At 70.5% G+C, this 24443-nt stretch carries 20 protein-coding genes, 1 pseudogene and 1 riboswitch; of the genes and pseudogenes, 7 read left to right on the forward strand and 14 right to left on the reverse strand.

The window, feature by feature from the left end; all coding sequences use genetic code 11:
• Positions 1 to 58: 58 nt before the first annotated feature.
• The 5 genes from WMF28_RS19055 to WMF28_RS19075 all read right to left on the reverse strand — a co-directional run bounded on the left by WMF28_RS19055 (position 59) and on the right by WMF28_RS19075 (position 6194).
• Positions 59 to 1276 (reverse strand): hypothetical protein, encoded by a 1218-nt coding sequence (locus WMF28_RS19055; RefSeq protein ID WP_437603666.1) that lies wholly within the window; start codon positions 1274 to 1276, stop codon positions 59 to 61.
• On the reverse strand, positions 1273 to 2625 hold the full coding sequence (locus WMF28_RS19060; protein WP_437603667.1) for an RNA polymerase sigma factor: 1353 nt from the start codon (positions 2623 to 2625) through the stop codon (positions 1273 to 1275). The genes WMF28_RS19055 and WMF28_RS19060 overlap by 4 nt, the downstream gene beginning before the upstream one ends.
• A 112-nt stretch (positions 2626 to 2737) precedes the next feature.
• Positions 2738 to 3634, reverse strand: a complete 897-nt coding sequence (locus WMF28_RS19065; protein ID WP_437603668.1) for a hypothetical protein — start codon at positions 3632 to 3634, stop codon at positions 2738 to 2740.
• A 624-nt stretch (positions 3635 to 4258) separates the two neighbouring features.
• Positions 4259 to 4861, reverse strand: coding sequence for a Uma2 family endonuclease (locus WMF28_RS19070; RefSeq protein WP_437603669.1), 603 nt, complete (start codon positions 4859 to 4861; stop codon positions 4259 to 4261).
• 133 nt (positions 4862 to 4994) lie between these two features.
• Positions 4995 to 6194, reverse strand: a complete 1200-nt coding sequence (locus WMF28_RS19075) for a glycosyltransferase (protein WP_437603670.1) — start codon at positions 6192 to 6194, stop codon at positions 4995 to 4997.
• A 216-nt stretch (positions 6195 to 6410) separates the two neighbouring features.
• Between WMF28_RS19075 and WMF28_RS19080 the strand changes: the two genes are divergently transcribed.
• From WMF28_RS19080 to WMF28_RS19090, 3 genes are all read left to right on the forward strand, one after another.
• A complete protein-coding gene (locus tag WMF28_RS19080; protein WP_437603671.1) occupies positions 6411 to 7331 on the forward strand; it encodes a LysR family transcriptional regulator in 921 nt (306 codons plus the stop codon).
• Positions 7332 to 7567: 236 nt separating this feature from the next.
• Positions 7568 to 8722, forward strand: a complete 1155-nt coding sequence (locus WMF28_RS19085; RefSeq protein ID WP_437603672.1) for a 2Fe-2S iron-sulfur cluster-binding protein — start codon at positions 7568 to 7570, stop codon at positions 8720 to 8722.
• The gene (locus WMF28_RS19090) at positions 8704 to 9621 is read left to right on the forward strand and encodes a sterol desaturase family protein (protein WP_437603673.1); all 918 of its coding nucleotides are present in this window, start codon (positions 8704 to 8706) and stop codon (positions 9619 to 9621) included. The genes WMF28_RS19085 and WMF28_RS19090 overlap by 19 nt, the downstream gene beginning before the upstream one ends.
• Before the next feature lie 183 nt (positions 9622 to 9804).
• Here the strand turns inward: WMF28_RS19090 and WMF28_RS19095 are convergent, their stop codons facing one another.
• The 4 genes from WMF28_RS19095 to WMF28_RS19110 all read right to left on the reverse strand — a co-directional run bounded on the left by WMF28_RS19095 (position 9805) and on the right by WMF28_RS19110 (position 14819).
• A complete protein-coding gene (locus WMF28_RS19095) occupies positions 9805 to 11385 on the reverse strand; it encodes a DUF4331 family protein (protein ID WP_437603674.1) in 1581 nt (526 codons plus the stop codon).
• 31 nt (positions 11386 to 11416) lie between these two features.
• Entirely contained in the window at positions 11417 to 12652 is a 1236-nt protein-coding gene (locus tag WMF28_RS19100) for a tetratricopeptide repeat protein (protein WP_437603675.1), read from the reverse strand.
• Positions 12653 to 12819: 167 nt separating this feature from the next.
• Positions 12820 to 14151 carry a Dyp-type peroxidase gene (locus tag WMF28_RS19105; RefSeq protein ID WP_437603676.1) on the reverse strand — a complete coding sequence of 444 codons (1332 nt, stop codon included), beginning with the start codon at positions 14149 to 14151 and terminating at the stop codon, positions 12820 to 12822.
• 116 nt (positions 14152 to 14267) lie between these two features.
• Positions 14268 to 14819 (reverse strand): hypothetical protein, encoded by a 552-nt coding sequence (locus WMF28_RS19110; protein ID WP_437603677.1) that lies wholly within the window; start codon positions 14817 to 14819, stop codon positions 14268 to 14270.
• Between the two features lie 310 nt (positions 14820 to 15129).
• On the opposite strand from WMF28_RS19110, the pseudogene WMF28_RS19115 reads away from it, so the two are divergent.
• Positions 15130 to 15525: pseudogene (locus WMF28_RS19115) on the forward strand (Dyp-type peroxidase); the annotation flags it as partial.
• Between the two features lie 9 nt (positions 15526 to 15534).
• Here WMF28_RS19115 and WMF28_RS19120 read toward each other — a convergent pair.
• The 3 genes from WMF28_RS19120 to WMF28_RS19130 all read right to left on the reverse strand — a co-directional run bounded on the left by WMF28_RS19120 (position 15535) and on the right by WMF28_RS19130 (position 17616).
• Positions 15535 to 16545, reverse strand: a complete 1011-nt coding sequence (locus WMF28_RS19120; protein ID WP_437603678.1) for an HTTM domain-containing protein — start codon at positions 16543 to 16545, stop codon at positions 15535 to 15537.
• Positions 16542 to 17096, reverse strand: a complete 555-nt coding sequence (locus tag WMF28_RS19125; RefSeq protein ID WP_437603679.1) for a hypothetical protein — start codon at positions 17094 to 17096, stop codon at positions 16542 to 16544. The genes WMF28_RS19120 and WMF28_RS19125 overlap by 4 nt, the downstream gene beginning before the upstream one ends.
• 238 nt (positions 17097 to 17334) lie before the next feature.
• Positions 17335 to 17616, reverse strand: a complete 282-nt coding sequence (locus WMF28_RS19130; RefSeq protein ID WP_437603680.1) for a hypothetical protein — start codon at positions 17614 to 17616, stop codon at positions 17335 to 17337.
• Between the two features lie 454 nt (positions 17617 to 18070).
• Here WMF28_RS19130 and WMF28_RS19135 point away from each other — a divergent pair, with 454 nt between their 5' ends.
• Positions 18071 to 18562, forward strand: coding sequence for a type II toxin-antitoxin system RatA family toxin (locus tag WMF28_RS19135; RefSeq protein WP_437603681.1), 492 nt, complete (start codon positions 18071 to 18073; stop codon positions 18560 to 18562).
• Between the two features lie 5 nt (positions 18563 to 18567).
• Here WMF28_RS19135 and WMF28_RS19140 read toward each other — a convergent pair whose 3' ends face one another.
• Positions 18568 to 21411 carry a helix-turn-helix domain-containing protein gene (locus WMF28_RS19140; RefSeq protein ID WP_437603682.1) on the reverse strand — a complete coding sequence of 948 codons (2844 nt, stop codon included), beginning with the start codon at positions 21409 to 21411 and terminating at the stop codon, positions 18568 to 18570.
• 112 nt (positions 21412 to 21523) lie between these two features.
• Between WMF28_RS19140 and WMF28_RS19145 the strand changes: the two genes are divergently transcribed.
• Complete coding sequence (locus tag WMF28_RS19145; RefSeq protein ID WP_437603683.1) at positions 21524 to 22102, forward strand: prolyl hydroxylase family protein; 579 nt, start codon at positions 21524 to 21526, stop codon at positions 22100 to 22102.
• Between the two features lie 16 nt (positions 22103 to 22118).
• Here WMF28_RS19145 and WMF28_RS19150 read toward each other — a convergent pair whose 3' ends face one another.
• The gene (locus WMF28_RS19150; protein WP_437603684.1) at positions 22119 to 22979 is read right to left on the reverse strand and encodes an NAD-dependent protein deacetylase; all 861 of its coding nucleotides are present in this window, start codon (positions 22977 to 22979) and stop codon (positions 22119 to 22121) included.
• Positions 22980 to 23302: 323 nt separating this feature from the next.
• Between WMF28_RS19150 and WMF28_RS19155 the strand changes: the two genes are divergently transcribed.
• The gene (locus tag WMF28_RS19155; RefSeq protein WP_437603685.1) at positions 23303 to 23923 is read left to right on the forward strand and encodes a cytochrome c-type biogenesis protein; all 621 of its coding nucleotides are present in this window, start codon (positions 23303 to 23305) and stop codon (positions 23921 to 23923) included.
• 104 nt (positions 23924 to 24027) lie between these two features.
• Positions 24028 to 24235: riboswitch (cobalamin riboswitch) on the forward strand.
• The last annotated feature ends 208 nt before the right edge of the window (positions 24236 to 24443 follow it).

Raw genomic sequence — 24443 nt, forward strand, 5'->3', positions numbered from 1 at the left:
ATGACACATATATTTCTCACCAATCCTCGCAGCATCGGGTCCCGTCTCGCAGATCCGTTCAGTAGCTGGCCGTAACACCCAGCCCGAGAGCTGCTCCGAGCGGCGGAGACGTCCAGTAGAGCGGCGCTGGCGTCACGGCGTTGTCCACCTCGCGCCTGAGCAAGACGTCTTCCACGATCCAGATCGCCTCGGCGTGGCCGTGCACGGACCACGTGTCCGAGAGCCGCCACGCGCTGCCAAGCCGCGCCCCTACCCCGACCAGGGCCTTGCTGCGTACACGCATGTTCCACGGGTCTTCTGGGACGAACCGGACAGCACCGAGCGTCGCAAGCCCGCAGCCGAACAGGAGGCGGCCGCGAAGGCAGGTCACGGTGGTCGCCGTGAAGGCCGTCGTCCCCAGGGACGTGCCCTCGACCTCCTTCGCCAGCGAGACGAGCCCCCGCCCCTCCACGGCGACCGACCAGTCGGACCAGCGCACGCCGAGGGCCAGGGTCGTTCCGGCCGCGACCCCCGGCGTGATCCCCAGTCCGACGGTCGCCCCGAGCCCCGCCTCGAACCGCAACGGCTCGGGAGGATCCGCCGTCGCCTCCTCTCCCGAAGCGATACGCGGCTCCGGCGCGCCCCGGCCGGACGGCGCCGGCGCCGCGCGCGCCGCCTGCGTGGGCGGCAAAGGCCTTGGCGAAGCCTGCGCAGACGGCAAAGGCCTCGGCGGACCCTGCGGAGCCTCCGCAGGGGGCGGAGGCCCGGGCGGCCCCGGCGGATCTTCCTGCGCAGGCTCACGCGGCGAAGGCTCACCTGACTCCCGCTCCGCCATGCTCAGGAGCCGCGTCGCGATGGCGAGACCCATGCCGGCGACGAGCGCCTCGCAGGCCCTGCTGGTGCCGAACCCGTCGGCCCACCCGATCTCCCCCTGGCCGTCGCGCAGCGCCAGCGAGGCCACGAGCTCGGCCCCATGACGCTCGATCCTGGCCGAGATCAGGAGCGGAGCATCGTCCCGGAACGGGTCGGCGCCGGCCACCCGCGCCACCTGCGCGCGCAGGAACGACGCGTCAGGGCAACGTTCGGCGCCACGCCCGCGCACGTACTCGAGGCGCGCCGCACTCGGGCGCAGCCCCGGCTCGGCGTGAGCTTCCCCGGCGGAGAGCGGGCACGCGGCGCCCAGGACGGCGGCACCGGCAAACGCCGCTCGCCGGGCGTGGCGGAGAGGCCCCGTGGCACGGAGCGCGGGCCGCCCGCGCTGCGCGCGCTGCGCCCGTTCCTCGTGAGGCCGGCTCATCGCGACGGCTCCTCCCTCGCCGCGCCGCCGGCCGGACCGGTCCGGCGCATCTGCACGAGCTCCCGGAGCCGCTCGCGCACGGACCTCAGACGGCCGCTCGGGAACCGCTGCTCATGGAAGGCGAGCTGCCGGAGCGCCCCGGCGGAATCGCCGGCGGAGAGCATCGCCTGCGCCGCGTCGAGCACCCGGTATTCCTCGGCGAACGAGTCTCCCTGCGCGGCCGCCGGCCCCGCTGGACGCGGCGCCACATCGCGCCGGGAGGTCGCGTCGGGCGGCGGCGCGCTGGGCGGCGGCGCGCTGGGCGGCGGCGCGCTGGGCGGCGGCGCGCTGGGCGGCGGCGCCGGCCTCTCCGGCGGCGCCATCTCCACGACGCGGGAGAGGCGCACCCGGGGCAGCTCGACCGCCAGCACGCCGAAATGGTCAGCCCAGAGCGGTTGCGGCGGCGCGAAGACGATCAGCAAGGCCACGGTGCCTCCAGCGCCCGCCACGCTCCACCCGACCGCGCGTCCCAGCTCCCCCAACCAGGTATGCGGGCCCGCGAGCCCCGCTGGCGCAGGAGCGCCCGCGAGCCCCGCTGGCGCAGGAGCGCCCGCGAGCCCCGCTGGCGCAGGAGCGGGCGGCGCGAGCGCAGGCGGCGCGGGCGCAGGCGGCGCGGGCGCGATCGCTCCGGCGTCCTCGTGCACGAGAAACGCCGAAGCCAGCGGGAACCCGAGCCAGCACCCGCGCAGCGCGTCTCGCTGCTCCGGGCGCAGCCGCTGGATGGCAGCGCGGTAGTCCTCGCGGGCGAGGCGCAGCCGGTTTGTCGCCGTGTTGTAGTTGATGCCCAGCTCTCGCGCGATCTCGACGAGCGGCACCTCGTACGCCTCGTGCAGGACCAGGAGGAGCCGCCGCTCCGGGGCCAGCGTCCAGAGCACGTCGATCACGAGCCCCAGCCGCTCCCGCTCCACGGCGCGCTGCTCGCTGAGCGGCGCGGGATCGACGGCCTCGCCGCACGGCGCCGGGAGCAGGCCGCTCGGCACCTCGCGGCGGCGATGGGCGCGGTCCAGGTAATGGCCCACCTTCCGCCAGGCGATACCGAACACCCACCGCGCCTCGGCGCTGCGGTGCTGGCGCCAGGCGTCCCGGCCCGCGGGATCGGCATCGTCCGCGGGCGGGCACCAGGTGGGGTCGAATCGATCCAGGGACCGGTAGGCAGCGAGGAGGACCTCCTGGAGGAGGTCGTCGATGTCGGCCTCGGCCACGCCCAGGAGCCGGAACGTGCGGGGGAGCGTTTCTACTGCGGCTGTATGAAGGGCGTTCCAGGTGCGGTCGCGGGAGGTGCCGGCGGGGGACGAGAGAGGTGCGCTCATATCCCCTTAATTACGGGGGGCTCTCCGGACCCGTTTGTGTTCGGCGTGGCTGCACGCGGGCAGCGGCGATGCGCGCGCGTAGCCCGCCGCGCGGCGGGCTACGCGCCGCGGCTCACGGAGACGGCGGGAGGGCGGGCTTCGCCGGCTGCGCGACGGCGCCGCCGGTCTCGTCAGCGCCCGGGTCGTCGCCGCCGCCCTCCTCGGCCTCGACCTCCTCGGCCTCGTCCGCGGCGGCGGAGCGCGACAGGCGCGACTGGAGCTTCGGGGTCACCTCGTCGAACGCCTCGCCGTGGAAGTAGTACGCGATCTTGCGCAGATCCGCGTAACGCCGGACCAGGAGGGTCCAGAGCCGGTCGCGCATCTTCTCGGCCTCGCTGCGCTGCCTGGCGACGGGGCGGCGGGCGCCGTCGGGGGTGAGGGTGTCGAGCAGCCACTCGCTCGCCTCCCGCAGCTTGTCGAGCTCCTCCTGCGTGAAGGGGTGCTTTCCGCGGAGCGCGCCCGCGTGCTCCGCGTACAGGTGGGCCAGCGCCATCCCGTCGCTGGCCAGGTCGTACTTGCCGCTGCCGGCCCGGATCTCCGCCACCACGTCCTTCGGCAGGAGCGCCCGCTTCGCCAGCGTCTCGGCGAGCGTGAGCATCGGCTCGCGCAGCTCGATCACGATCGCCAGCTTCGCCTCGATGTCGCCGGTGCTCGCCGGCTTCGCCGTGACGCGCGTGGCGGCGAAGATCAGGGCCCGGCCGAGGTCCGGCAGCGCGAGCACGTCATCGAGCGGCAGCTCCGGCAGCGCCCGCCGGATGCGCGCCGGATCCGCGCACGCGGCCTGGACACCCCGCTTCACGTTGGCGAAGGCGATCCGCACGTCCGCCCGACAGACCTCGATCTCCCCATCGGGGAGCGCCTCGGCCAGCGGGGCGTAGCGCTTGTAGCAGGCGTGGTAGGTCGTTGTTGCCGTGGGAGCCGCCGTGGGCGCCTTCCCGGTGGGTTCTTTGTTGGTCTTGGCTTTGGCCATCTCGAGAGCGTAGATCCAGGCGAGCGCGGCCGTGAGGCCACATCGCCGTCGGAAGTGTGCTCCGAGGAGCGCAGGATCTCGACGCGACAGCGCGATGGGGCGGCGGGCCGGGGATCCGAGGTGCAACGCCTCGCCGGGAGCCCGGAGCGGGTACGTCGGTGGTCACATAGTGTCATTTCGCAGGCAGATCTGTAAACGGCGGGACACACGTAGTGTCATTTCGCAGGGCCTGCTGAGAATACCGGTGGTCACGTAGTGTCATTTCGCAGGCAGATCTGTAAACGGCGGGGCACACGTAGTGTCACCCGGCGCGGGGTGGTGGTGGAGGCGTCCGGGTGCCTTCCGCCGGCGCGCCACCCGGCGTGTGAGGGAAGCTGGATCTCCGCCTTGTTCCGCACGCCGCGCCGCGCGCCCCCGGCTCCACGTTGCCGATGAACACCGCGCCGCGCGCCGATGAGCGGCCCGGCCCCGGCGCGCCGCCCCGGCCTGCTCCTCACCGCCTTGTCCAGCCGCGCGCCCCCGGGCAGGTTACGCACATGAGCTCGACCTCTCGGTGCTCTGGGCGAAGTAGCTGGCCGCCGCGCTGGCGAGCACGGCGGGGACGATCTGTGCCTCGAGGCCCCCCTAGGCGAGGGTGGGCTCCTCCTTTGTCGCGACCTCGGCGAGCGGATCTCGGTACACCTCGTCGACCGACAGGGTGCATCCGATCGTCTCCAGATGCGCGCCCTCTGCTGCGCGGGCCTCCCGGAGCGTCCACGAGTCATCCTCGTTGCGGTGGAACACCTCGATGCGCGGTTCGTGCTGCGAGACGAGCACGTACTCCCGGAGCGAGGGGATCCGCCGGTAGTGCGCGAACTTCTGCCCCCGATCGCAGGCCTCCGAGCTGTCGGAGAGGACCTCGACCAGGACGATCGGGTTCAGCGCGGCGTCCTTGTCGACAGGATCGCGCTCGAGCTTGCCGCAAACAACGCTGACGTCAGGGTACGTCGAGAGCCCGGTCGCCTGCACCCGGACGCGCAGGTCGGAGGAGTAGACCGCGCAGGGCCGCCCGCGGAGGTGCGCACGTAGCTCGGCGCCGACGCTCATGCACAGGCGCGCATGCTCCGGCGTGCCGCCGGCCATCGCGAAGATCTCGCCGTTCAGGAACTCGTGCTTCGTCGGGCTCGCCCGCTCCTGATCGAGATACTCCGTGTACGTCCCGAGGATCTTGCGCGCCGGCTCGTTCATGGTCCTGCCGAGTGTGCCACGCGGGCTCCTCCAGGAGCCAACGGTGCCCGTGCGCCTCCTCCAACCGGCGGGTCGTCACGCAGGCCCCCGGCCAGCTCACTTCGGCTGCGTGGCCCGCGGCGACCCCCCGAGGTTACGCGGAGGCCCGCTCGATGAGGTCGGCGGCGACCGCCGTGCCGTCCACCGCCACGGCGCCGGCGAGCGCGGCCGCGCGAGCAACGACCCCCTGATCGAGGGCGCCCCCCAGCGCGGCCAGGAGGGACTCCGCGCTCAGCGCTCCACGAGCCACGGACGTCCCGATCCCGAGCGCCCGGACGCGCGAGGCCCAATAGGGCTGATCGGCGAACATCGGGACGATCACCTGCGGGACGCCCGCGCGCGCCGCGGTCGTGGTCGTGCCCGCGCCGCCGTGGTGCACAACCGCGGCGACCCTCGGGAACAGCGCCTGGTGGTTGACGTCGCCGATCACAATGCAGTCGGGGCCGTCGTCGACAAGACCGAGCTCGGCCCACCCCTGCGACAGGACGAGGCGGCGCCCCGCAGCCCGCGCGGCCTCGATGACGATGCGGCCAGTCTGCTGGTCCGCAGGCATGCTGCCGAAGCCGACGTAGACAGGCGCCTCGCCGGCGGCGAGGAACGCTTCCAGCTCGGGTACGAGCGGCGTCGGATCGGGAAGGAGCCAGGCTCCCGTCTGCGTGGGCTTCAGGCCGGGAGTCGCCGGCAGCGGCCCAAGGACCGGATCCGCCGCGAGCCACGGAGCCTCGCCCAGGATGTGACTGCGGGCATCGCTCAGCGGACCCAGGCCCCGTCGCTTCCGATTGTCGTTGAGCCGCTCGAGAATGCGCTCGTTCCAGCTCCGCGATTCGTCCTGCCAGCGCCGGAGGTTGGACTCCGGGTCACCCCCGGGCTCCCCGCTGGGCGCATGATCCGGCGACGGCAGGGCCACCGACGCGTACACGGCGACCACGGACGGGATGCCCAGCCGTTCCGCGATCGACCGTGCGGCGTACTGGTGCTCTCCGCCGGCCACGATCACGTCGCATCCCTCGGCGGCCGACGCTGTCGCGTCGAACTGGTCTCTCACGAGGTGCTCGACCAGCGCGCGGATCTGCTCCGGCGTCGGCAGGGAGGCCTGCGCGGCGGCGGCCCCGCTCGGTTGACGCATCGCGATTCCGATCGGGGCCGCCGTGAAGCCCAAGCCGCGCACCCAGTCGATGAAGTTCGGCGGAACGCACAGCCTCACGTCGTGCCCCCGACGCCGCATCTCGGCGGCCAAGGCAACGACAGGTTGCACGTCACCGCGCGTCCCCACTCCCGTCAGCAATATCCGCATCGTCTCTCTCCCTTCCACCACGCGTGTCGCGTGGATGTCGGACGACGACGATGGCATCGCGGATGCGATTTTTCATCGGAGCAGCGCCAAGTTACATTATACATGCTGGAACGGCAGGCGGGGCGAGGACGCCCACACCACGCATCATCCGTTCAGGCCGCGCTCGCCTCCGCGGGCCGAGCGCGGCACGTGGCGGGGCTGCGCTACCCTCTCCGCATGAGCGCACCGCCGCTTCCTCGCCTGCGCGCCGTGGACCTGAATCTGCTGACCGTGCTCGACGTCATGCTCCTCGAGCGCAACGTGACGCGCGCAGCCGAGCGCCTCGGCATGACCCAGCCCGCCGTGAGCAGCGCGCTGGCCCGGCTGCGGCTCCTGCTCGACGACGATCTCTTCGTGCGTTGCGGCAAGGAGATGGCTCCGACGCCGCGCGCCCTCTCGCTCGCCGGCCCGATCCGGAGGGCGCTCGACCTGATCCAGGCCTCGCTCGCTCAGCCTGACGCCTTCGACTACACGGCGAGCCACACCTTCAAGCTGGGGATCGGCGACCTCGGAGAGGCCGTTCTCTTGCCCCGGCTTCTGCAGTGGCTCGAGCAGCTCGGCGCTCGCGTCCGGATCGAGATCTGCCGCGAGCCTGGGGCCTTGCTGCAGAATGAAATGCGGCTCGGCAAGGTCGAGCTCGTCCTGGATCATGTCGTCATCCCGGGCGAGGGGTTCCGGCGAGAGCGCGTGCTCGACATCGAGCTCGTCCCGCTGGTGCGCCAGGATCATCCGACCGTGGGGCCCTCTTTGACCGTCGACGAGTACATGGCGCTCGAGCACGTCATCCTCGAGCCGCGCGAGGGCCAGACCGACCTGGCAGAGCATACCCAGGCCGTCGTGGGGCTATCGCGGCGCGTGCAGGTGCAGGTCCCCCATTATCTATCGATGCCGTTCATCGTCTCGCAGTCGAACCTCGTCTGCACGCTGCCGCTCCCCCTGGCACGGCTGTTCGAGCAGCACTTCCCCGTCCGGGTGGTGAGCTGTCCCCTGCCCATCCACCCGATCCCGCTGTTCATGATGTGGCACGTATGTCAGGAGGCCGACCCGGCCCATCAGTGGCTCCGGCGATCGCTCATCGATCTCTGCAGCCGCGTCTGACCTGTCCTCGGCGGGCGGACTGATTCAGGAGGAGGCGCGCGACCCCGGATTCAGCGGAATATTCGCGCTGGCCATCTGACTCATACCGTTTCTTGATTGGGATTTTCGTGGGTCGCCGCCCATGAAATCCGTGCGCTCAGGGCTGCACCAGCAAGGGGCGGCCCAGCGAAGAGCGACCCGAGCGCGCGGCCAGGTGCCGCGGACCTGGGTGGCCATCCACAGAAAGAGAACACATCATGTTCGGATTTTCATCTGTCCGCCGGAAAGGCGGTCGAGGCGGGACGCTTCATGTCCTGGGCAGCGAGCGCGCGGCGACCATCGAGCCCGGAGAGACGCTGCTCAGCGCAGCCGCGCGCGCGAATATCCCGTTCCCCCGGATGTGCAACGTGGGCGAGTGCGGCACTTGCAAGTGCCGGCTCACCAAGGGGCATGTCCGTCTCAAAAAGGATATCTCTCGCCACGTCACGCCCGAGGAGCTCTCTGCCGGCTTCGTCCTCGCCTGCCAGAGCCTGGCCGAGTCGGAGGACGTGGAGGTCGAGGTCCCGGGCATCGGCCGCGAGCGCTCGGCGGGGCCTGCGCCGGTGCAGCCGGTGCAGACGGACGCGAGCATCACGCGCGTGACGCCGCTCGCGCCCGGCATCCTCGCGATCGAGGTCGGCCTCGCTGCGGAGATCCGCTACGTGGCCGGGCAGTATGCGCAGCTCACAGCGCCCGGCGTCCCGGGGCTTGGCGAGCCGCGCTGCTACTCGTTCGCCCAGGCACCGGCTCGGGCCTCGCCGCGAAGGGCGCTCTTTCATATCCGCCACGTCCCGGGCGGCGCCTTCACCGACTGGCTCTTCGCCGCCGATCGCACGGGCTCGCGACTCGGCTTCTCGGGGCCACACGGCGGCTTCCGCTACCACGAGGCCGGGCGGTCGCTCCTGTGTGTGGCAGGAGGCACTGGCCTCTCGCCGATCAGCGCGATCCTCGAGCAAGGGATCTCGGACGGGCTCGCTCGCGACGTGACGCTGGTCGTCGGCGCGCGCACCCGGCAGGACCTCTACGCGCTCGACGCCATCGCCTCGATCGAGGCGCGATGGCGAGGGCGGTTCGCCTTCGTGCCCGTGCTCTCGCGAGAGCCCGAAGGCTCGAGCTGGACAGGGCGGAAGGGGCACGTCACGGACTACCTCCGTGAGGTCGCCGTGGCCCACGCCGATCGCGCGGCCTACCTGTGCGGGCCGCCCGGGATGATCGACGGCGCGCTCGACGTGCTGCGCGGCACGATCCCGCCGGACCACGTGCATTGCGACAAGTTCCTGGACCGTGGCTCGATCGCCCTCGCCACCTCGGCGGGGGCACGAGCCCGGACACGACGCGCGGAAGGAGAGGCATCATGCTCGGAAATGCTCTGATCGCCCTCGCTCTCATCGCGATCTTCGCCGCCTTGGAGATCGCGTTCGGCCTGTACCGGCGCCCCGGCGTGCTCACCATGCGGGAGCTGGGCGCGAGCCTCGTGAGTCTCGGTAACTTCCTGCTGGTACGCGGCGCATCCTTCGCCGCCTTGATCTGGGCGTTCACGGCGCTCTGGCCGCGCTCGGAGGGGGCGCTCGCGGGCGTGAGCTTCTGGCTCGCCTTCCCGATCTACGTGCTCGCCGACGAGTACGCGGTGTACTGGTTCCACCGCAAGAGCCATGAATGGCCGTGGCTGTGGCGTATCCACAAACCGCACCACGTCCCGCGCAACATGAATATCGGCGTCGGTTACCGGCAAAACTGGCTGTGGCATGTGCTGGTGCCGGGCGCGTGGTTGGGCCCGGCCGTCATCTGGCTCGGCCAACCTGGTGCCTACGCGGCTGGGTTGGCCTTCAGGACTCTGATGGTGTTGATGGAGCACTCCGATCTCCGCTGGGATCTGCCGCTTCAGCGCAACCGCTTCACGCGTCCTTTCATGTGGGTGATCGAGCGCGTCATCTCGCTGCCCGACACCCACCACGCCCACCACGGCGTCGGCCGCTACGGCAATGCCATGAAGAACTATGGCGTCGCCCTCATCTGCTTCGATGTGATCCACGGCACGCTCGTGATCCCGCACGCTCGGCAGGAGGGCTTCGGGCTGCCCGACGACGCACCGGCCGAGCCCTGGGCTGAGCAGCTCTTCTGGCCGTTCGTGCGCTCGACGAGCTCGACGAGCTCGTCGAAGAAGGTGGCGGCTCATCGCCCGTCGATCGAGCCCACGCCGCCGGCGGCCGCGCTCGCCGCGGCAAAGGCGGTGATTTACACCGCTGATGGCCGCGCTGTCGTGGTGAGCTGAGCCGTGTTACCAAGCACCGTTGTTGATGCCGATGGTGCGCTTGGGCGCTACCCGACTCCGACAAAGCGAGCGGCGTCGCGCTCGTCGCGATCGAACAATTTCGGATTTGCCACGGCGCAGCATGTGGACGGCCCCGTCGATCCGGCCGATTGGTTCGCTCAGCTCGGGAGACGATAAAGGGCTTTATTGAAGCACGCCGAAACGCGTCTTCAAGCCCTCGAGGCCCTTGGAGATGATGGTATTGACCGTTGCGCCTATGAACGGGGTACCCGCGCCCTTGAGCCGATAGCTCACCCGCCACTCCACCGTGCAACCCGCGCCCTTGTCCCTGACCTGGATGACCCCCGTGTAATCCGAGGCTGGCAACCCGCTCACCATCGTGTACCGCATGAGCCGCCGGGCGTCGTCGAGCTCCTCTAGCCGTTCGACGACTTCAGATCCGTCCGTCATGAAGCTCTTCCGCAGCTGGCCGACCCCTCTCCCGACCGTCTCCAACCGCACGACCATCGGGTGCCAGTCCATCAGCCCGTCGAAGCGCCCGATCACCTTCCAGACTTCCTTGCTGCCGGCGGCGAGGTTGACTGCGCGGGTGATCTCGATCGGCGTCACGTTGGGGGGCTGCACGTAGGGGAACGTCTTGCCCCCCGGCTGCGTGGCGCCCTTGGCCCCGCCGCGGAGCATAGGCCCTCTGCCACGGTTGACCTCGTACGAGATGAAGATGTTCATGACATTGGCGTCGAGGGTCCTGCCCCCGCCCGTGGCGTACTTCTTCCCCTCGAGCGTGCTGTGCTCGATCTCTCGATGGCTGTCGTCAGTGGTCGGCTTGGTCACATCAATCAGGAGAAAATCGTCCAGGAGCACGTTCACCAGGGCCCTGCGCCCGGCCTCTGTCCAATCGACCTTGCCGTCCCGCCTGTCCCAGAGATCGAGTGAGAGGAGCAGGCGATCTCTGTAGAGCGGCAGGCGCTTCGGGTCGACCGCGAACGGATCCTCCTGATTCCACAGGTCCCGCAGGTCGATCTCGCCATCGACGAACATGCGGAGGTTGGTCACCTCGGGCCGTCCGATCCGGTCGATCCGCGGGACGTCGCTCGTGAAGCCCCCCCCTGCGGCGCCGGGCGTTGTCTCTGCGATGACCCCGAACAGCGATCCCTTGCGCGGCTCGAGCACCTTGGTCGTGTCGAGCTCGATGACGATGCTCAGGACGTTGTTGTCCTGGAGGGCGTTGGGGATGGCCTTCGGTATCGCGTTGCGGGGCGGGTGCCCCCAGCCGGAAAAGAAGGGGTCCGACCGCAGCCCGGCGAAGATACGGAAGGCGCCATCGGGCGTGGCAGCGCCTCGCGCGTCGCCGACGACCAGCGGCAAGGTCCTCCCGCCAGGCAACGTGCACGCCCCCCTTTGGCGCGGCTTGCCGCCGCTCGTTGAGGCTTCGAGCGGTTCGAACTTGCAGGTGAACTTCAGCTCCTCCTTGGCGGCCTGAAAGCGGGCTTCGTTCCCCGATCCGGCGACATGGACGCGGCGCATCGCGATGATGTAGTTCACGGCGTCGGAGAAGAACGCGGAGTCGCCCGCGAACGGGAACACGTTGGCGATGAGCACCGTGTGGTCGGTTCGCTCCGGGCTCTGAAAAGCGTACAGATCATTCAGGTCTGCCGCCGGATCGCCCATGGATCGCGGCCCGTCGATGTGATCCGACGCGATGGCCGGAAGACCGCCGATGGGCCCGAGAACAATGATCCCGAGCAGGAGACGGAGGAGCGGCATGACCGTATTCCCCCGGCGGCGGGCGACCGCTTCACTTGATGTGGGCCTGTGGCACATGGGGGTTCTTCTCCGTTGATCGGTTCTTGCGCGAGAGAGGAGACCCCTGAAAGGCCTTCGTGTTCCCCAGGCGCGCCTGGGCCTCGGCGAGCAGATTGGCGGCGAGTCGTCGTTCACCGACGCGGACGGCGGCCTCGTGGGCCAACTCGAAGGCGCGGAGCGTCGGCCGGTTGGCCAGGTTGCGGCGAGCCAGCGACAGCGCCTTGAGCACGTCATTGCCGTCACCGAGGTAGAATTCGGCGGCGTGATCGGCGAAGGCGAGCTCGTGCCGCGCGAGGAGCCGATCGTAGGAGGCCCTGGCCCCAAGCAACTGTTCCTGCGCTTCCTGGGCGCGGCCCTGCTCCTTCAGGACCTGGGCAAGGCGCCACCTGGACTCCGGGTCGCCGCGGCGTGCCCCGGGGGTGAGGAGCGCCTCCGCCTTGGCGAGAGCGCCGCGCCTGGCGTAGAGCTCGGCGAGGTGGACGCGCGCCGGAACGTAAGTCGGCAAGTACGCCAGCGCCATTTCGTAATAGCGCCGAGCTCTCTCGGGCTGCGGCGCGGGCATGCGCTCGCCCCAGAGCACCCCGCGCTGGAAGCAGACCCACGCCGGCGGAAACGGGGAGACATCGCGGTACTGGGCGAGCGCCCGTGCATACACGCGGTCCGCCTCCTCGTACTCGCCGAGGTCCACCAGCAAGGCCGCAAGGGGGAGGAGCTCGTCGATGCCGGAGATGGTCTGCGCCCTTCTGCGACGCACAGCCAATACCTCCGCCAGATGCTTGCCGGTCGCTTGCTGGATCGAGAGCCGCACCGGCTCGGTCATGGCCGCCAGGACGCCGCGGCGCCCGGCTTGGCGGAGGTCGGCTTCGGCCTCCTCGAATCGATGCAAGTACGCCGCGATCCTCGCCGATAGCAGGTAGGTCTCGCCGGCTTCGGGCTCATGGCGACGGAGCTCTGCGGCAAGGTGATCGAGGCGATCCGGTGACTCTATGTCGCCCAGGAACTGCGCCTTCAACTGCTCGATCTGGACGATGCGATCCGGCGCGCCGTTTTTTCGGGCGAATCGGAGATAGTCGCTCCAGGCCGCGCGGAGCGAGCTCTCCAGATTGGAGACGGCGATGTCTCCGGACGTGGTCCGGAGGGTCGAAGCGCGTACGCCCGGCGCGATCCCGATCCCCAAGAGGAGCAACCCCAAAAAGAGCCCGATTGGCTTGATCGCGTGGGCTGGCATCGTCTGCCTCCTCGTGCACGTTCCGACGGCGATCGCGGCCGTGCCACCTTGTGAGCTCCTCCATCCGCGAACATCCGCAAAACGCACGCCAGCATCATTGGTACGGCGGCGCACATCACATCCTGCGGGACCGACCGTCTCGTTCCATCGTCAGGTGAAAGCGCAGCTCATGTCTGGAGATCAGCGAGCCATCGCAGGGCTCGCAGCCCCGGCATGAATGCGTACTCACCGCCCCTTGTCACGACGAACCGCGGCAATCCGTGGAGGCGCCGCGGGATCGGGCGTCGTGGAATTGTAAAGTCGCCGTCCCCCTCATTCGATCCGGCGATGGGGTCCTTGGCGTTGCCCGCCCCGATGAAAGCGCCGCTGTTGACCCACTCCGTTTGCACGAATTCGAACTGCCGCCCCGGGTGCGCTCCAACGAAGGCAAATATGAACCCCCGGTCGACACCATCGTCCTCCAGAACCCCTTCCGCGAGCGGAGGACCATAGACCGTTCCACGCCGGATCATCCGGTGCAGGCCGACTATGCCCGCCACACTCGAGTCTCGTGGGTTCACTCGGCGAATGTGTGATTCGAGAGGAGTCTTGAAGCCTGTCGGGTCGTCTCCATAGAGGAATGCGTTGTTGCGTAGCGGGTCGCCTCCCAGCTCGGGATTGTCGCTGGATGGGCTGAGCGCCAGGGGCGCACCGCTCCGCCAGCGCCCCATCATCTTTGCCGCTAGAAGCTCCTCGTCGTCCGGGCTGAGAGAGTTCTCCTTCACGTATCGGCGGAACAGCGCCACGCGTTGGTACAGCTTACGAAAAGCCACGTAGGTCCCGTTGCGGCCCAGTGCCTCGGGCTGGGGCGTCAGGGTGCCGCCCAGCTCGTCCGGGTAGCCCAGGACGAATTCACCTGCCTTGTGAGGACGCTGCGCCGGGTTGGTTCCCGGAATGCCGCTGCCCTCGATCGCGGGATGGCTCATGCCGTCCCGGAACCCGAAGTGTTCCCTTGGACCGGGCAGCGCATAGCAATCCTGGCGCCAGATCAACGCAACTCCCGGCAACGCCTGGATCGCTTCTCGAGCGCGCTCAAGCGCCGCCTCCAGGCCGTGCGCGTCCGGCGACAGCGCAGTGATCACGACGTGGACGTCTGGAGTTCCGAGCGGTGCTTCCCAGTGCTCAGGGCTGCTATCGCCGGTGTCTCCCAGGTGGCGCGCGCGCGCGGCCATCCCCTGCTGGAACTCCCACGCGAAGCTATCGAGCGACTCCTGCGGCACGCCGAGCGCCTTGAGGCCCTGGAAGGTGAGCGAGGCGCTCACCCAAGTATCGGCCGCCGGACTCTCGCGGTGGGCGGCCGAGGCCACCACATTGCTGAGCCGCCTCATCAACTCCCGCCCTGCCTTGCGGTCGTCGATGCGGAGCAAGAGGTACGTCGCCACGTACGGCGCAGGCCGTGGGCGCAAGACCCCGCTCTGTATGTCATCCAGTTCGAGCAGGCCGCTGACTGACTCGGGCATCGATCTCCTCCATCGCGATTGGTTCCATTTTAGCGCGAGGTTTCTCCAGAAAATCTCCAGGTCAATCGCGACAGGAACGGGAATTCTGCTCCCTGTCTCGCAACCAGAGAATGAGCTCACTGCATCTGGTCGAGCATCGTGGAAAGGGCGCACTTGACTTTGAGCGCCTTGACCACCTCCACTCCGGTGGCGTCCGGATACTCCGCGTATTCCATGAATGGCTCAGCTGCGTGCTCACGTGCGAACTTGGCGAACGAGGCAGGATTTTCCTTCCAGTCCAACGGAAAGCCTTCGAGCTGCTCGAATATCGTGTTGAGGCCTGCCTGTTTGAAGAGCAGCACCGCGTCCTCTATATACTTGTCGAAATCCGTGTCGAAGAAGCCGATATAAAGGAACCACGTGGTGTCACCTTCCTTGTAGGTGGCCCAGCGCAAATAATGGAGCGCAAGCGGAGCGAGCGCCATGGGTTGATCCTTTATCAGATTTTCGAGGGTCTTACCGTGTGCGCGGACCACATCCTCCCGTCCTGGTATGACCTTGGCGATGAGCGTGAACCCGCGTGACCTGGGGAGCACCGTACCGAATCTCCCTGCCTCTATCTCTTCGTCCGCTCTTGGCAGCGCCTCTGCAAGCGGTCGAATATCGGCGCAATTCCGTGTCCGGCTCATATCATCTCGCTTTCGTGACCGGTGGCTGTTTTCGTACTATAATGCTTCCCCGAGGTGTACATCATTTTCTGTTCGGCTATCCGCGGTGGCCGAACGGCTGGCTCGGGAGGCATCTCATGGCATGTAACCCCCTACATCGGGCGTCTTCTGAAGGATCTGCAGCTCACGGACGAGAAGCGCAAGAGCACGCGGTCCTCTTGCCTCGACTTGGGGCGCGCCTCCCGGAGGGTAGTGTCCGACCACCTTGACGAAGGTATCCGGGAATATCCGATACTCGATGGTTCCCGGCCTCTGTCCCACGGGGACCCCGGCTTTCCGTCAGTTCCTGAAGGCGAACTCGGCGACTCCCGAGGAAGAGGTTGGCGCTCGCTGCAAACCGCGGAATTCCGGACAGCCCGAGCGCTGGCGGAGCGGCGCGCCGCTGGCGCTCAGCCCGGAGAAGGACGAGGCTGCTCTGGGCGCCGACCCGACGCGCAACAACGCCTTCCTGTACCGTGACGATCCGAAGGGGTACAAGACCCCGCCGGGCTCGCACATCCGGCGCGCGAACCCGCGCGACGCGCTGGGGGGCGGAGACACGGTGCGGATCCACCGCGTGCTCCGGCGCCGCACGACCTACGGCCCGCCGCTGCCGGAGGGGGCCCTGGAGGACGACGGCGCCGACCGGGGCCAGGTGTTCCTGTTCATCGGCGCGCACCTGCGCCGGCCTACCCGACTAGCGCTCTGACGACCCGATGACGTCGTGCACCGATCCCGTTCGTCCGTGAAGAGCGCCCACAGCCGAGGGCGCTCGCGCCTGTCGAGGGTCCGCCTTCACGCCAAACGCGGCAATGGTGAACACCGACATGATGGCGCCGAAGATATCGAGCCTCATGAAGACCGCGATTCCAACATGCAATCCGACCGTGGCTGCTACCCAGAGTCGCCGGGTCCGACGTGGCCAGATGAAGAACGGGTACCCGATCTCCACGAGCAGCACCATCCACCCCGCGGCCACGGCGATCCAGGCGTGGTGAGCGAGCCACGAAAAATCGAACCGCCGGTACTCGGGCAGCATGAGCGATCGCCACACCGCGTCGCCGTCCCACCACGCTGGGCCCAATGCCTTTTCCACACCACTCGAAAGGTAGACGAGACAAAGGTGCAGCTGTACCACCCGCAGCGCGAGACGCGCAGTCGCGCTCGGCTCAGGCGGCGCTCGTCCGAAGACACGATCGAGCGACAGCGCGGCGCCAGAAGGCATGAAGATGAGGTAGAACAGGAAGATGTTCGCGAACTGATCTGCTCCGTAGTTCGTCCTTTCCGCGGTCATCATCAACGTGAAATGCACGAACCAAGCGCACGCCGCGGAGAACCTCGTCCTCCAGCCGAGCAGGAGGCCAGCCAGCGACAGCACGTAGAGAACACCCACTCCAGCGATCACCGAGCTCTCACCGACCCCGAAGCGCGAAAGTGCATTCACGAGGTGGCCGATCCGGGGGAAACCGATCGCGCCAGCCCCGTCGAGGAGCCGTCCCTGAACGATGCCCGAACGCGAGTACAGCTCGGAAGCGATGGGCGCGATCAGCGCCGCCTGCACCAAGAGGACCGACGCGAGCCCTATCCGGAGCGCTGCCAGGGGCCGCGCCGACGCGGGAGCGAGCGCGAATCGCCCCATCGAGCCCCACAGGCGCTCAGCTGCCTCTCGAGCATTCGGCAGGCGCAGGGTACAGGTCCGCTGCCTCATGGCGTCGCCTCTTTGTTGATCTCGCCGGTAGCGAGCTGCGCCTTCAGGTTGAACTTGGCCTGATATTCGACAACCCACTGCGGCGGCTTGCCCGCGCGATACTCCGCCATCGAGGGCAGGTCGTAGCTTTCGAGCCGGACAACAACGCTGTCCGCCTCTGGGTGCTTGGCGAACACCTTCGCTGCCCAGGACGCAACCAGGGAGCGCCTCACGGCCGGGTCCTGCTCATCCCAGTACATACCGATGATATTTTTGACGCGGAGGTCCGCTTCGCGGCTCGCTCCTGTCTCCAGCACCTCGGTCGTCAGCGTTCCCGCGCGATCCCTGACCTGGAAGGTGGCCCAGGGCAGGGGCCCGACGCTCGGAGCAAAGAAGGAATACGCGCTGCTGGCCCCGGAGAGCGCGCCATAATAGCCCACCGCACGCTCCACCCAACCTCCGTACGGCAAGCGCACATGCAGCACCCCCAGCACGATCACCAGCCCGAGATGGATCGCGGCAGCGGGAAGCACGAAGAGCACGCGCTTTTCCATGTTTCCTGTCTCGGCCATGGAGCTCACCCCCGTGGAGCCGTATTGCGCGCGGCGTGCCACCCGCTTTCGCCACCCACGTGTCCAATGCGTTGCCACCGGGCCGCAGAGCAGGCCGCGGTCGGACGGCGACGCCTGACGCGCGATGTCTCAGCGCAATCGCCCGCGATGTTCGACTCCGCGCTCGGCAAAGCGGACCCGGCATTCCGTGATGGCCGCGCCCAACTCCGTGCCCATCACGGTAGGGCCCATACCTTTCCTAGCGCCGATAGGGCCGGTAGTGGCCGACAGCCGGCCGGTAGTAGCCGGCAGCCGGCCGGTAGTAGCCGGCAGCCGGTCGGTAGTAGCCGGCAGCCGGCCGGTAGTAGCCGACAGCCGGCCGGTAGGCGTAACGCTCGTTGTCAGGCGATGGTGGCGTTGCTGTCTCCTCGACGAGGTTCAGGTTGTCGATCGGCACCGTATTCGCCGCAGAAGCAAGCGCAGAGATCCCGCACACTCCTGCGCTGACAGCGATGAGGCCAAGAATTTTCACGTGGTTCATTTGTCGGCTCCTTCCCTCTTCGGTTGCGCCCGTGGGCGCGACGTTGCGCCCATGACGATGCAGGAAACGGGCCGAGTTCGACCGGTGCGGCAGGTGGCAGGCTGCTGATCGCAGCGCACAGATCATTCCTGAGTTGTGGGTTGGCCAGGTGAAGGTGTGCAATGCGTGAGCGGTGTGCTGCGACACTGCGGCACCAGCGGCATTACACCCATTCATGGCAGTCAAGAACCTACCCCCCGGCAGGGAGCATCCAGGATCTTGGGAGACCATGTTCAGGAACATGCGGAGATCCCGGCGAGGCGGCTTGAATTTGGGGGGTGCGTCGGTGATGCTCAATCTATCCCCCTATCCCCGCGGACCGCGCCAGCTCACTTCGGCTGCGTGGCTGGCGACCTGAACAGCCGTCGCAGCGCGCGCTCGCCATCGCGATCCCCGCGGCCCTATCCTGAGCGCCATGCCCACGATCCAGAGCACCGCCGAGATCGACGCCGCTCCCGACGAGCTCTTCGCGCTGTCCCAGGACCACGATCTCCGGCTCGAGTGGGACCCGTTCCTCCGCGAGATGCGCTACCGCGACGGCGCGACCGAGCCGGCCGTCGATGTGCGGGTGTGGGTGCGGGCGAAGAACGGGCTGTCCATGGAGGCCCGTTACATCACCCTGAACCCGCCGGAGCAGGTGGCGATCACCATGGTCGACGGGCCGCGGATCTTCCGCCAGTTCTCGGGCGCGTGGCTCTTCAAGGCGCTCTCGCCGCGGCGGACCCGCGTCACCTTCCGTTACAATTTCACGGCGCGCCCGCGGGTGCTCGCGCCGGTGCTGGAGCCGGTGATGGCGGCCGTGCTGAAGCGCGACGTCGAGAAGCGCCTCGCCGGGCTCAAGGCCAGCGCCGAGACGACGGACATCCTGCAGCGCCTGCCGCGGCGCGGGACGACGGCGGCGGCCTGACCCGCCTACCTGAACCGCGCCTCGCTCTCCGGGGTCGACCCGAGCCGCGACAGCGCCTCCCGCGACGCCGCCGCCTCGGGATGGCGCAGGCGCCCCCGCAGCGCCGCCGCCTCGGCGAGCAGCTCCCGCCCGCGCGGCACGTCCCCCTCGCGCGCCGCCGCCACGCCCGCCCAGTGCAGCGCGTCCGCCCTCGCCCACGCGTCCTCGCCCGCCCACGCCACCGCCGAGCCGGCGAGCGCCACCGCAGACGCCGCCTGCCCCGCGCCGCGGGCCAGCGCGCACCGCGCGGCGACCACCGCGAGCCGCGCGCGGAACGGGCCGAACCCGCACGCCTCCGCGACGTGCAGCCCCTCCAGCGCCTGCCGCGCGCCCTCGTCGAGCCGGCCGGCCGCGAGCGCGATCCGCGCCGCGAGCTCGTGGCACCGCAGCGCGACCTCCACCTCGCCCGTCGCGGAGGCCCAGCGGCGCGCCTCGACGAGGTGCGCCTCGACCGACGCGACGTCGCCGTCGCCGCCGTCGCCGCCGTCGAGCAGCGCGAGGCCGAGCAGCGTGTGGCCGTGCGCCACGTGCCCCTCCCAGCCGCGCCGCCGGCACGCCGCGAGGTTCCGCTCGGTGGCCTCGCGCGCCTCGTCCCGGCGCCCGAGCGCGAAGGCGTGCTCCGCCTCCCAGAGCGCGCGGCGCGCCACCGGGGCGTCGCCCATCGCACGCAGGAGCGCGAAGCGCTCGCCCGCCGCGTCGACCTCGCCGAGGTCGTGCAGCACCGCGCCGAGCAGCGCCAGCGCGCGTACCGCGTGGGCCTGGTCCGCGGCGCGCGCGACGCTCCCGGCGATCTCCGCCGAGCGCTCTAGCAGGCGGCGCGCCTCCGTCAGGTTGCCCCGCAGCCGCTCCGTGTACGCGAGCGTGCGCAGGCCGGTCGCGAGCGGCGCCGAGTCGGCGAGCGCCCCGGCGATCTCGTTGTGCGCCTCGTAGCAGGCGCAGGCGAACGCGAGATCGCCGAGCGCGCCCGCGTAGAGGCCCGCGTCGTACGCGAGCGACGCGCGGACGCGCGCGGGCAGCGAGGCCGGCATGCCGCGAGGATCGTCGCCGCCGGCGAACGCGCGCAGGAGCCGGGCGCCGCGCGCCATGTCGCCGAGCTGCAGCCCGAGGTGCGCGAAGCCCCCGAGGCCGAGCGCGTAGATCTCGTACGCCTCGGTCGCGCGCCCGGCGCCGAGCAGCTCGGTGAGGATGGCCTCGTACGCGTCGACCGCCCGGCGCTCCCGCGGGGCCCGGCGCGGCGCCTCGTCGAGGCGCGGCGGCGGCGCGGCGCTCCCGGCGGCGTGGATGCGATCCGGCGGCACGCCGAGCAGCGACTTGAAGTGCTGCCGCACGAACGGGTGCGTCGAGTAGCAGCGCTCGCCCTGCCGCGCCGCGAACACGAGCCCGAGACGCTCGATCCGCGCGAGCCCGCGGGCGAGCTCCGCGGCGCCCCACCCCGCCATGGCGCCCGCGATCTCGCCGCCCGCCCGGACCAGCTGGAGCAGCGCCGCCTCGCCCGCGCCGCCCGGGAACACCGAGAGGCGCGCGAGCAGGTCCCGCTCGCCCGGGGGCAGCGCGCGCGCGTAGGCCGACAGCACCGAGCTCAGCCGGCGGGCGAGGACGTCGTCGCGCTCGGCCTCGGCGAGGTGCGCCGCGCGCGCCGCGGAGAGCCGCCCCGCGTCGCCGCCGAGGAACGCGCCCACGTACGAGCCGACCACGGCGACCGAGAGCGCGTGGCCGCCCGTGCTCTCGAACAGCGCGCGGAGGGCGTCGTCGTCGCTCTGGATGCCCCAGCGGCGCATCAGCGACGCGGCGTCGCCCTCGCCGAGCGACTCCGGCCGGATCGTCGAGAGCCCGCCCTCGGCCCAGGCGGCCAGATCCGCGAGCTCGAAGCGCGACGTGACGAGCGCCCGCGCGCCGCCGAGCCCCGCGGCGATCGCGCAGAGCAGCCGCCGGAGGAGCGTGTCGTGGAGCTCGCCGTGCGCGCGGCCGGCGCCCCCCTCGGCCTGCACGGTCTCGAGGCCGTCGAGCACGAGCAGGTGCGGCGGGCCCTGCCCGAGCGCCTCCTTCAGCCGCGCGAGCTGCTCGCCGGGCGCCGCCGGCGGCCGCGGCGGCGCTGCGCCGGGGGCGCCGGGGCCCGGCGCGAAGTAGGCCGCCGCCTGGTCGAGGAACGCCTCGGTCCTGGGATCGTCGTAGAAGCTCCAGACGAGCACGCCGCCGGGCCGCGGGGCGTCACCGAGCCCCCGGAGGAAGCGCTCGGCGATCGCGGTCTTGCCCGCACCGCCCACGCCGAGGAGCGCGATCACGCGGGGGGAGGGCGGCGAGGCGCCGGCCCACGCGGCGAGCCGATCGAGGATCTCCCCGCGCCCGACGAAGTGCCGCGCCCGCTGGAGCGTGTGCGCGTGCAGCGGGCGCCACGCCGGGGCGGCTCCGTTCGCCGCCGCGGGCGCGATCGCCGGCGCCTGTGCCTCTGCTGCGCCGCTGGGCGCCTCTGCTGCGCCGGCGGGCGCCTCTGCTGCGCCGCTGGGCGCCTCTGCTGCGCCGGCGGGCGCCTCCCCCGCCCCGGCGACGAGCAGGTCGGCCTCGGCGAGGCCGAGCTCGGCGCCGAGCCGCTCGAGGATGCGCCGGCGGGACGGGCTCCGGACCGAGAAGCCGAGCCGCGGGTCGTTGACGGCGCCCGACTCGTAGCGGCGGTAGGTCCGCACATCGACGCCGATCGACGCTGCGACCTGCTCCTGCGTCAGGTCGAGCTCGAGCCGCGCCCGCAGCAGGAGCGCGTGGTTGAAATGCGCCGCGGGCTCCGCGCCGCGGCCCGCCCTGGGGACCTGTGCCATCGCTGCGAGCCCTCGATGTTCGGCGATGCCCTGCCCTCCTGTCCACCGCGCTGCCCGGTCCTGCCCGGTCCCGCCCTTCCGGATCCGGCCCGCCGCGACGCAGGGTTCCCGCATGAGCAGCACGATCCACGCCGAACGACCCGCCCAGCGGACCGCCCACGCGGACGACCTCCGCATCTTCACGGTGACGAACCTCCTGTCGCCCGAGGAGTGCGATGGCTTCATCGCACTCGCCGAGGCTCGGGGCTTCGAGCAGGCGCCGATCGGGGGCACCGACGTCGTGAACCTCGAGGTGCGCAACAACGGCCGCATCCTCCTCGACGATCCGGCCCTCGCCATGAGCCTCTGGGAGCGGCTCGCGCCGTGGACCCCGCCGCGCTGGTGCCACCACCGCGCCGTCGGGCTGAACGAGCGCTTCCGCTTCTACCGGTACACCGAGGGCGAGTACTTCAACTGGCACGGCGACGGGTCGTTCCTGCGCTCGGACGGCGAGCGGAGCCTGTTCACCGCGATGCTCTACCTGAACGACGACTTCGAGGGCGGCACGACCGACTTCTGGGGCGGCCGGAGCATCACCCCGCAGCGCGGGATGGCCCTCGTGTTCGAGCACCGGCGGCTCCACCGCGGCGCCGCCGTGACGCGGGGGTGCAAGTACGTGCTCCGCTCCGACGTGATGTACCGGCGCGACTGACCCCGGCGCGGCGCCCTCACCACGGCCAGGACGCGCCGGCCAGCGCCTCGGCAAGGCGCGGCAGCACGTCGCCCGCCCGGGCCTCGATCTTCAGCGCGCCGAGCTCCTCGCCGCGCGCCGACCCGAGGTTGACCATGGCGATCGGGATGCCCCGCTGCGCGGCGCGCAGCACGAAGCGGTAACCCGAGAAGACCGCCAGCGACGAGCCCACGACGAGGAGCGCGTCCGCCGCGTCGACGAGGGCGAACGCCGCGTCGACGATCGGCCGCGCCACGTTCTCGCCGAAGAAGACGACGCGCGGCTTGAGCGGGCCGTCGCAGCGCAGGCAGGGGGGCGCCTGGAAGCCGGCCACGTGCTCGGCAGGGAGATCGGCGTCGCCGTCGGGGGCGATGTCGGCCGCGAGGCGCAGCCAGCCGGGGTTCCGCGCGAGCAGCCGCGCCTGGAGGGCGGCGCGCGGCTCCATCGCGCCGCACGCGAGGCAGGCGACCTCGGAGAGCGTGCCGTGCAGCTCGATGACCCGGCGGCTGCCGGCGGCCAGATGGAGGCCGTCGACGTTCTGCGTGATGAGGCCCTCGAGCAGCCCGTCCCGCTCGAGCCGCGCGAGGGCGCGATGCGCAGGGTTGGGCTCGGCGCGGGAGAAGCGCTCCCAGCCGATCACCGCGCGCGCCCAGTAGCGCTGCCGGATCTCCGCCGAGCGCGAGAACTCCCGCCCCTGGATCGGGTTGCGCGCGCGGCGCCGCGTCTCGGGCCCGCGGTAATCCGGGATGCCGGACTCGGTGCTGCACCCCGCCCCCGTCAGCGCCACGAACCGCTTGCCGCGCAGGAGCGCGATGAGGTCGTCGACCGGATCCGCGAGGAGCGCTTCGCCGAGCGGCATGGACCGGTTTGTGACCCGTTCCAGGGGGCGCCGCCAGCCGCCGGCCGCCCGCCCGCCGGCACGACGCTCGGCACAGGCACGGCGCCCCTCCGGGCCCACCCGTCCAGGCACACGCCCCCGCAGCCATGGAGACGGGCGCTGCGCAGAAGAGCTGGGACCAGCAAGCAGGGAGTCGAGGCGCACGCCGGCAGTGCGTCACGCTGTCGCACCTCATCGAACGATGCAGCGATATCCCGCCCTTCGGGCCGCACGCGGGCGCGCCGCGACGAGCGCGACATCGTGTCGCAGAGCCCTGGCGGACGGCCCCGCTAGGCTGTCTCACGATGATCCAGCGAGAGCACGGCAGGTCGGCGAATGACTCGGCCCGTACCGCGCACGGGGTCCGCGAGGTGAGCTCGCCATTGCACCTCCGGTCGCTGCGCGGCGCGCGCTGGCGCCGCGCGGCGGCGCTGGTCGCCTTCGTCGCGGGCGTGGCGATGAGCGGCAGGGCCGAGCCCGCGACGCCCAGCCAGGCTGCGTCCGAGCTCGTGGACACGACGCCGGCGCCCGGCGAGCGGGCGCTCGCAGGGCGCCTGCTCGCGCCTTGCTGCTGGGATCAGACGCTTGATGTCCACGAATCGGAGGTGGCGCGCGATCTTCGCCGCGAGATCCGCGCGCGCCTCCGCCAGGGCGAGGCGGCCGGCGCCGTCGAGCAGGACCTCGTCGCACGTTATGGCGACCGCCTCCGCGCGGCGCCCTCGTCAGGCACCCTCGGCAAGGTCGCGCTTGGATTGATGCTGGGCATCGCGGTGGCCTTGCTCGGGGTCTTCGCCCTGCTGCGCTCGTGGAGGCGCAACGCAGCGCAGACGGGTCCATCCAGGGGCGCCACCGCGGCGGCCCTTCGCGACGAGTATGACGAGTATGACGAGCGCCTCGACAACGAGCTCCGGGAGCGCGACGCGTGAGCGCATCCCCGCCGTGACGCGCGCGGCGCGGCATGGCGCGGTCGTCGCCCCGCTCGTCCGGGCGCAGCCCCAACATCCCGCTTGACCGGAGTCCCGCACCACAATATGTAGTGCCTCGTGTTGGTGCCTCGGGCTTCGGCCCCGGGCTCAAAAGGGAACCCGGTGCGAATCCGGGGCTGCCCCGCAGCGGTAAGCGAGAACGATCTCCACGACGAGCACTGGCCTCCGGGCTGGGAAGCGGTGGACCGTAGGAACCCGGCGAGAGCCGGAGCGCTCGCAAGTCCGAAGACCTGCCAACATCCTGCGTCGGGGAGACATCCCGCGCCGGTTTGACCTGGAAGCCTCGTGGGAGGGCGGTAGGTCCGAGCTGGCGCGAGACTCTCGCGCCGGTCCCGGTTCCGACCCGTTCCCCGAGCTTTCTTTCGCAATCGTCCGCGGGGACGAAGGGTCGGTCCGATGATCATCTCGAAGGTTCAGCGCCCTCGCGCGTCGCAGCTGGCTCCTCCGCGCCTCGCGTCCT

This window comes from Sorangium sp. So ce590, assembly GCF_051521365.1.
GTDB lineage: Bacteria > Myxococcota_A > Polyangia > Polyangiales > Polyangiaceae > Sorangium.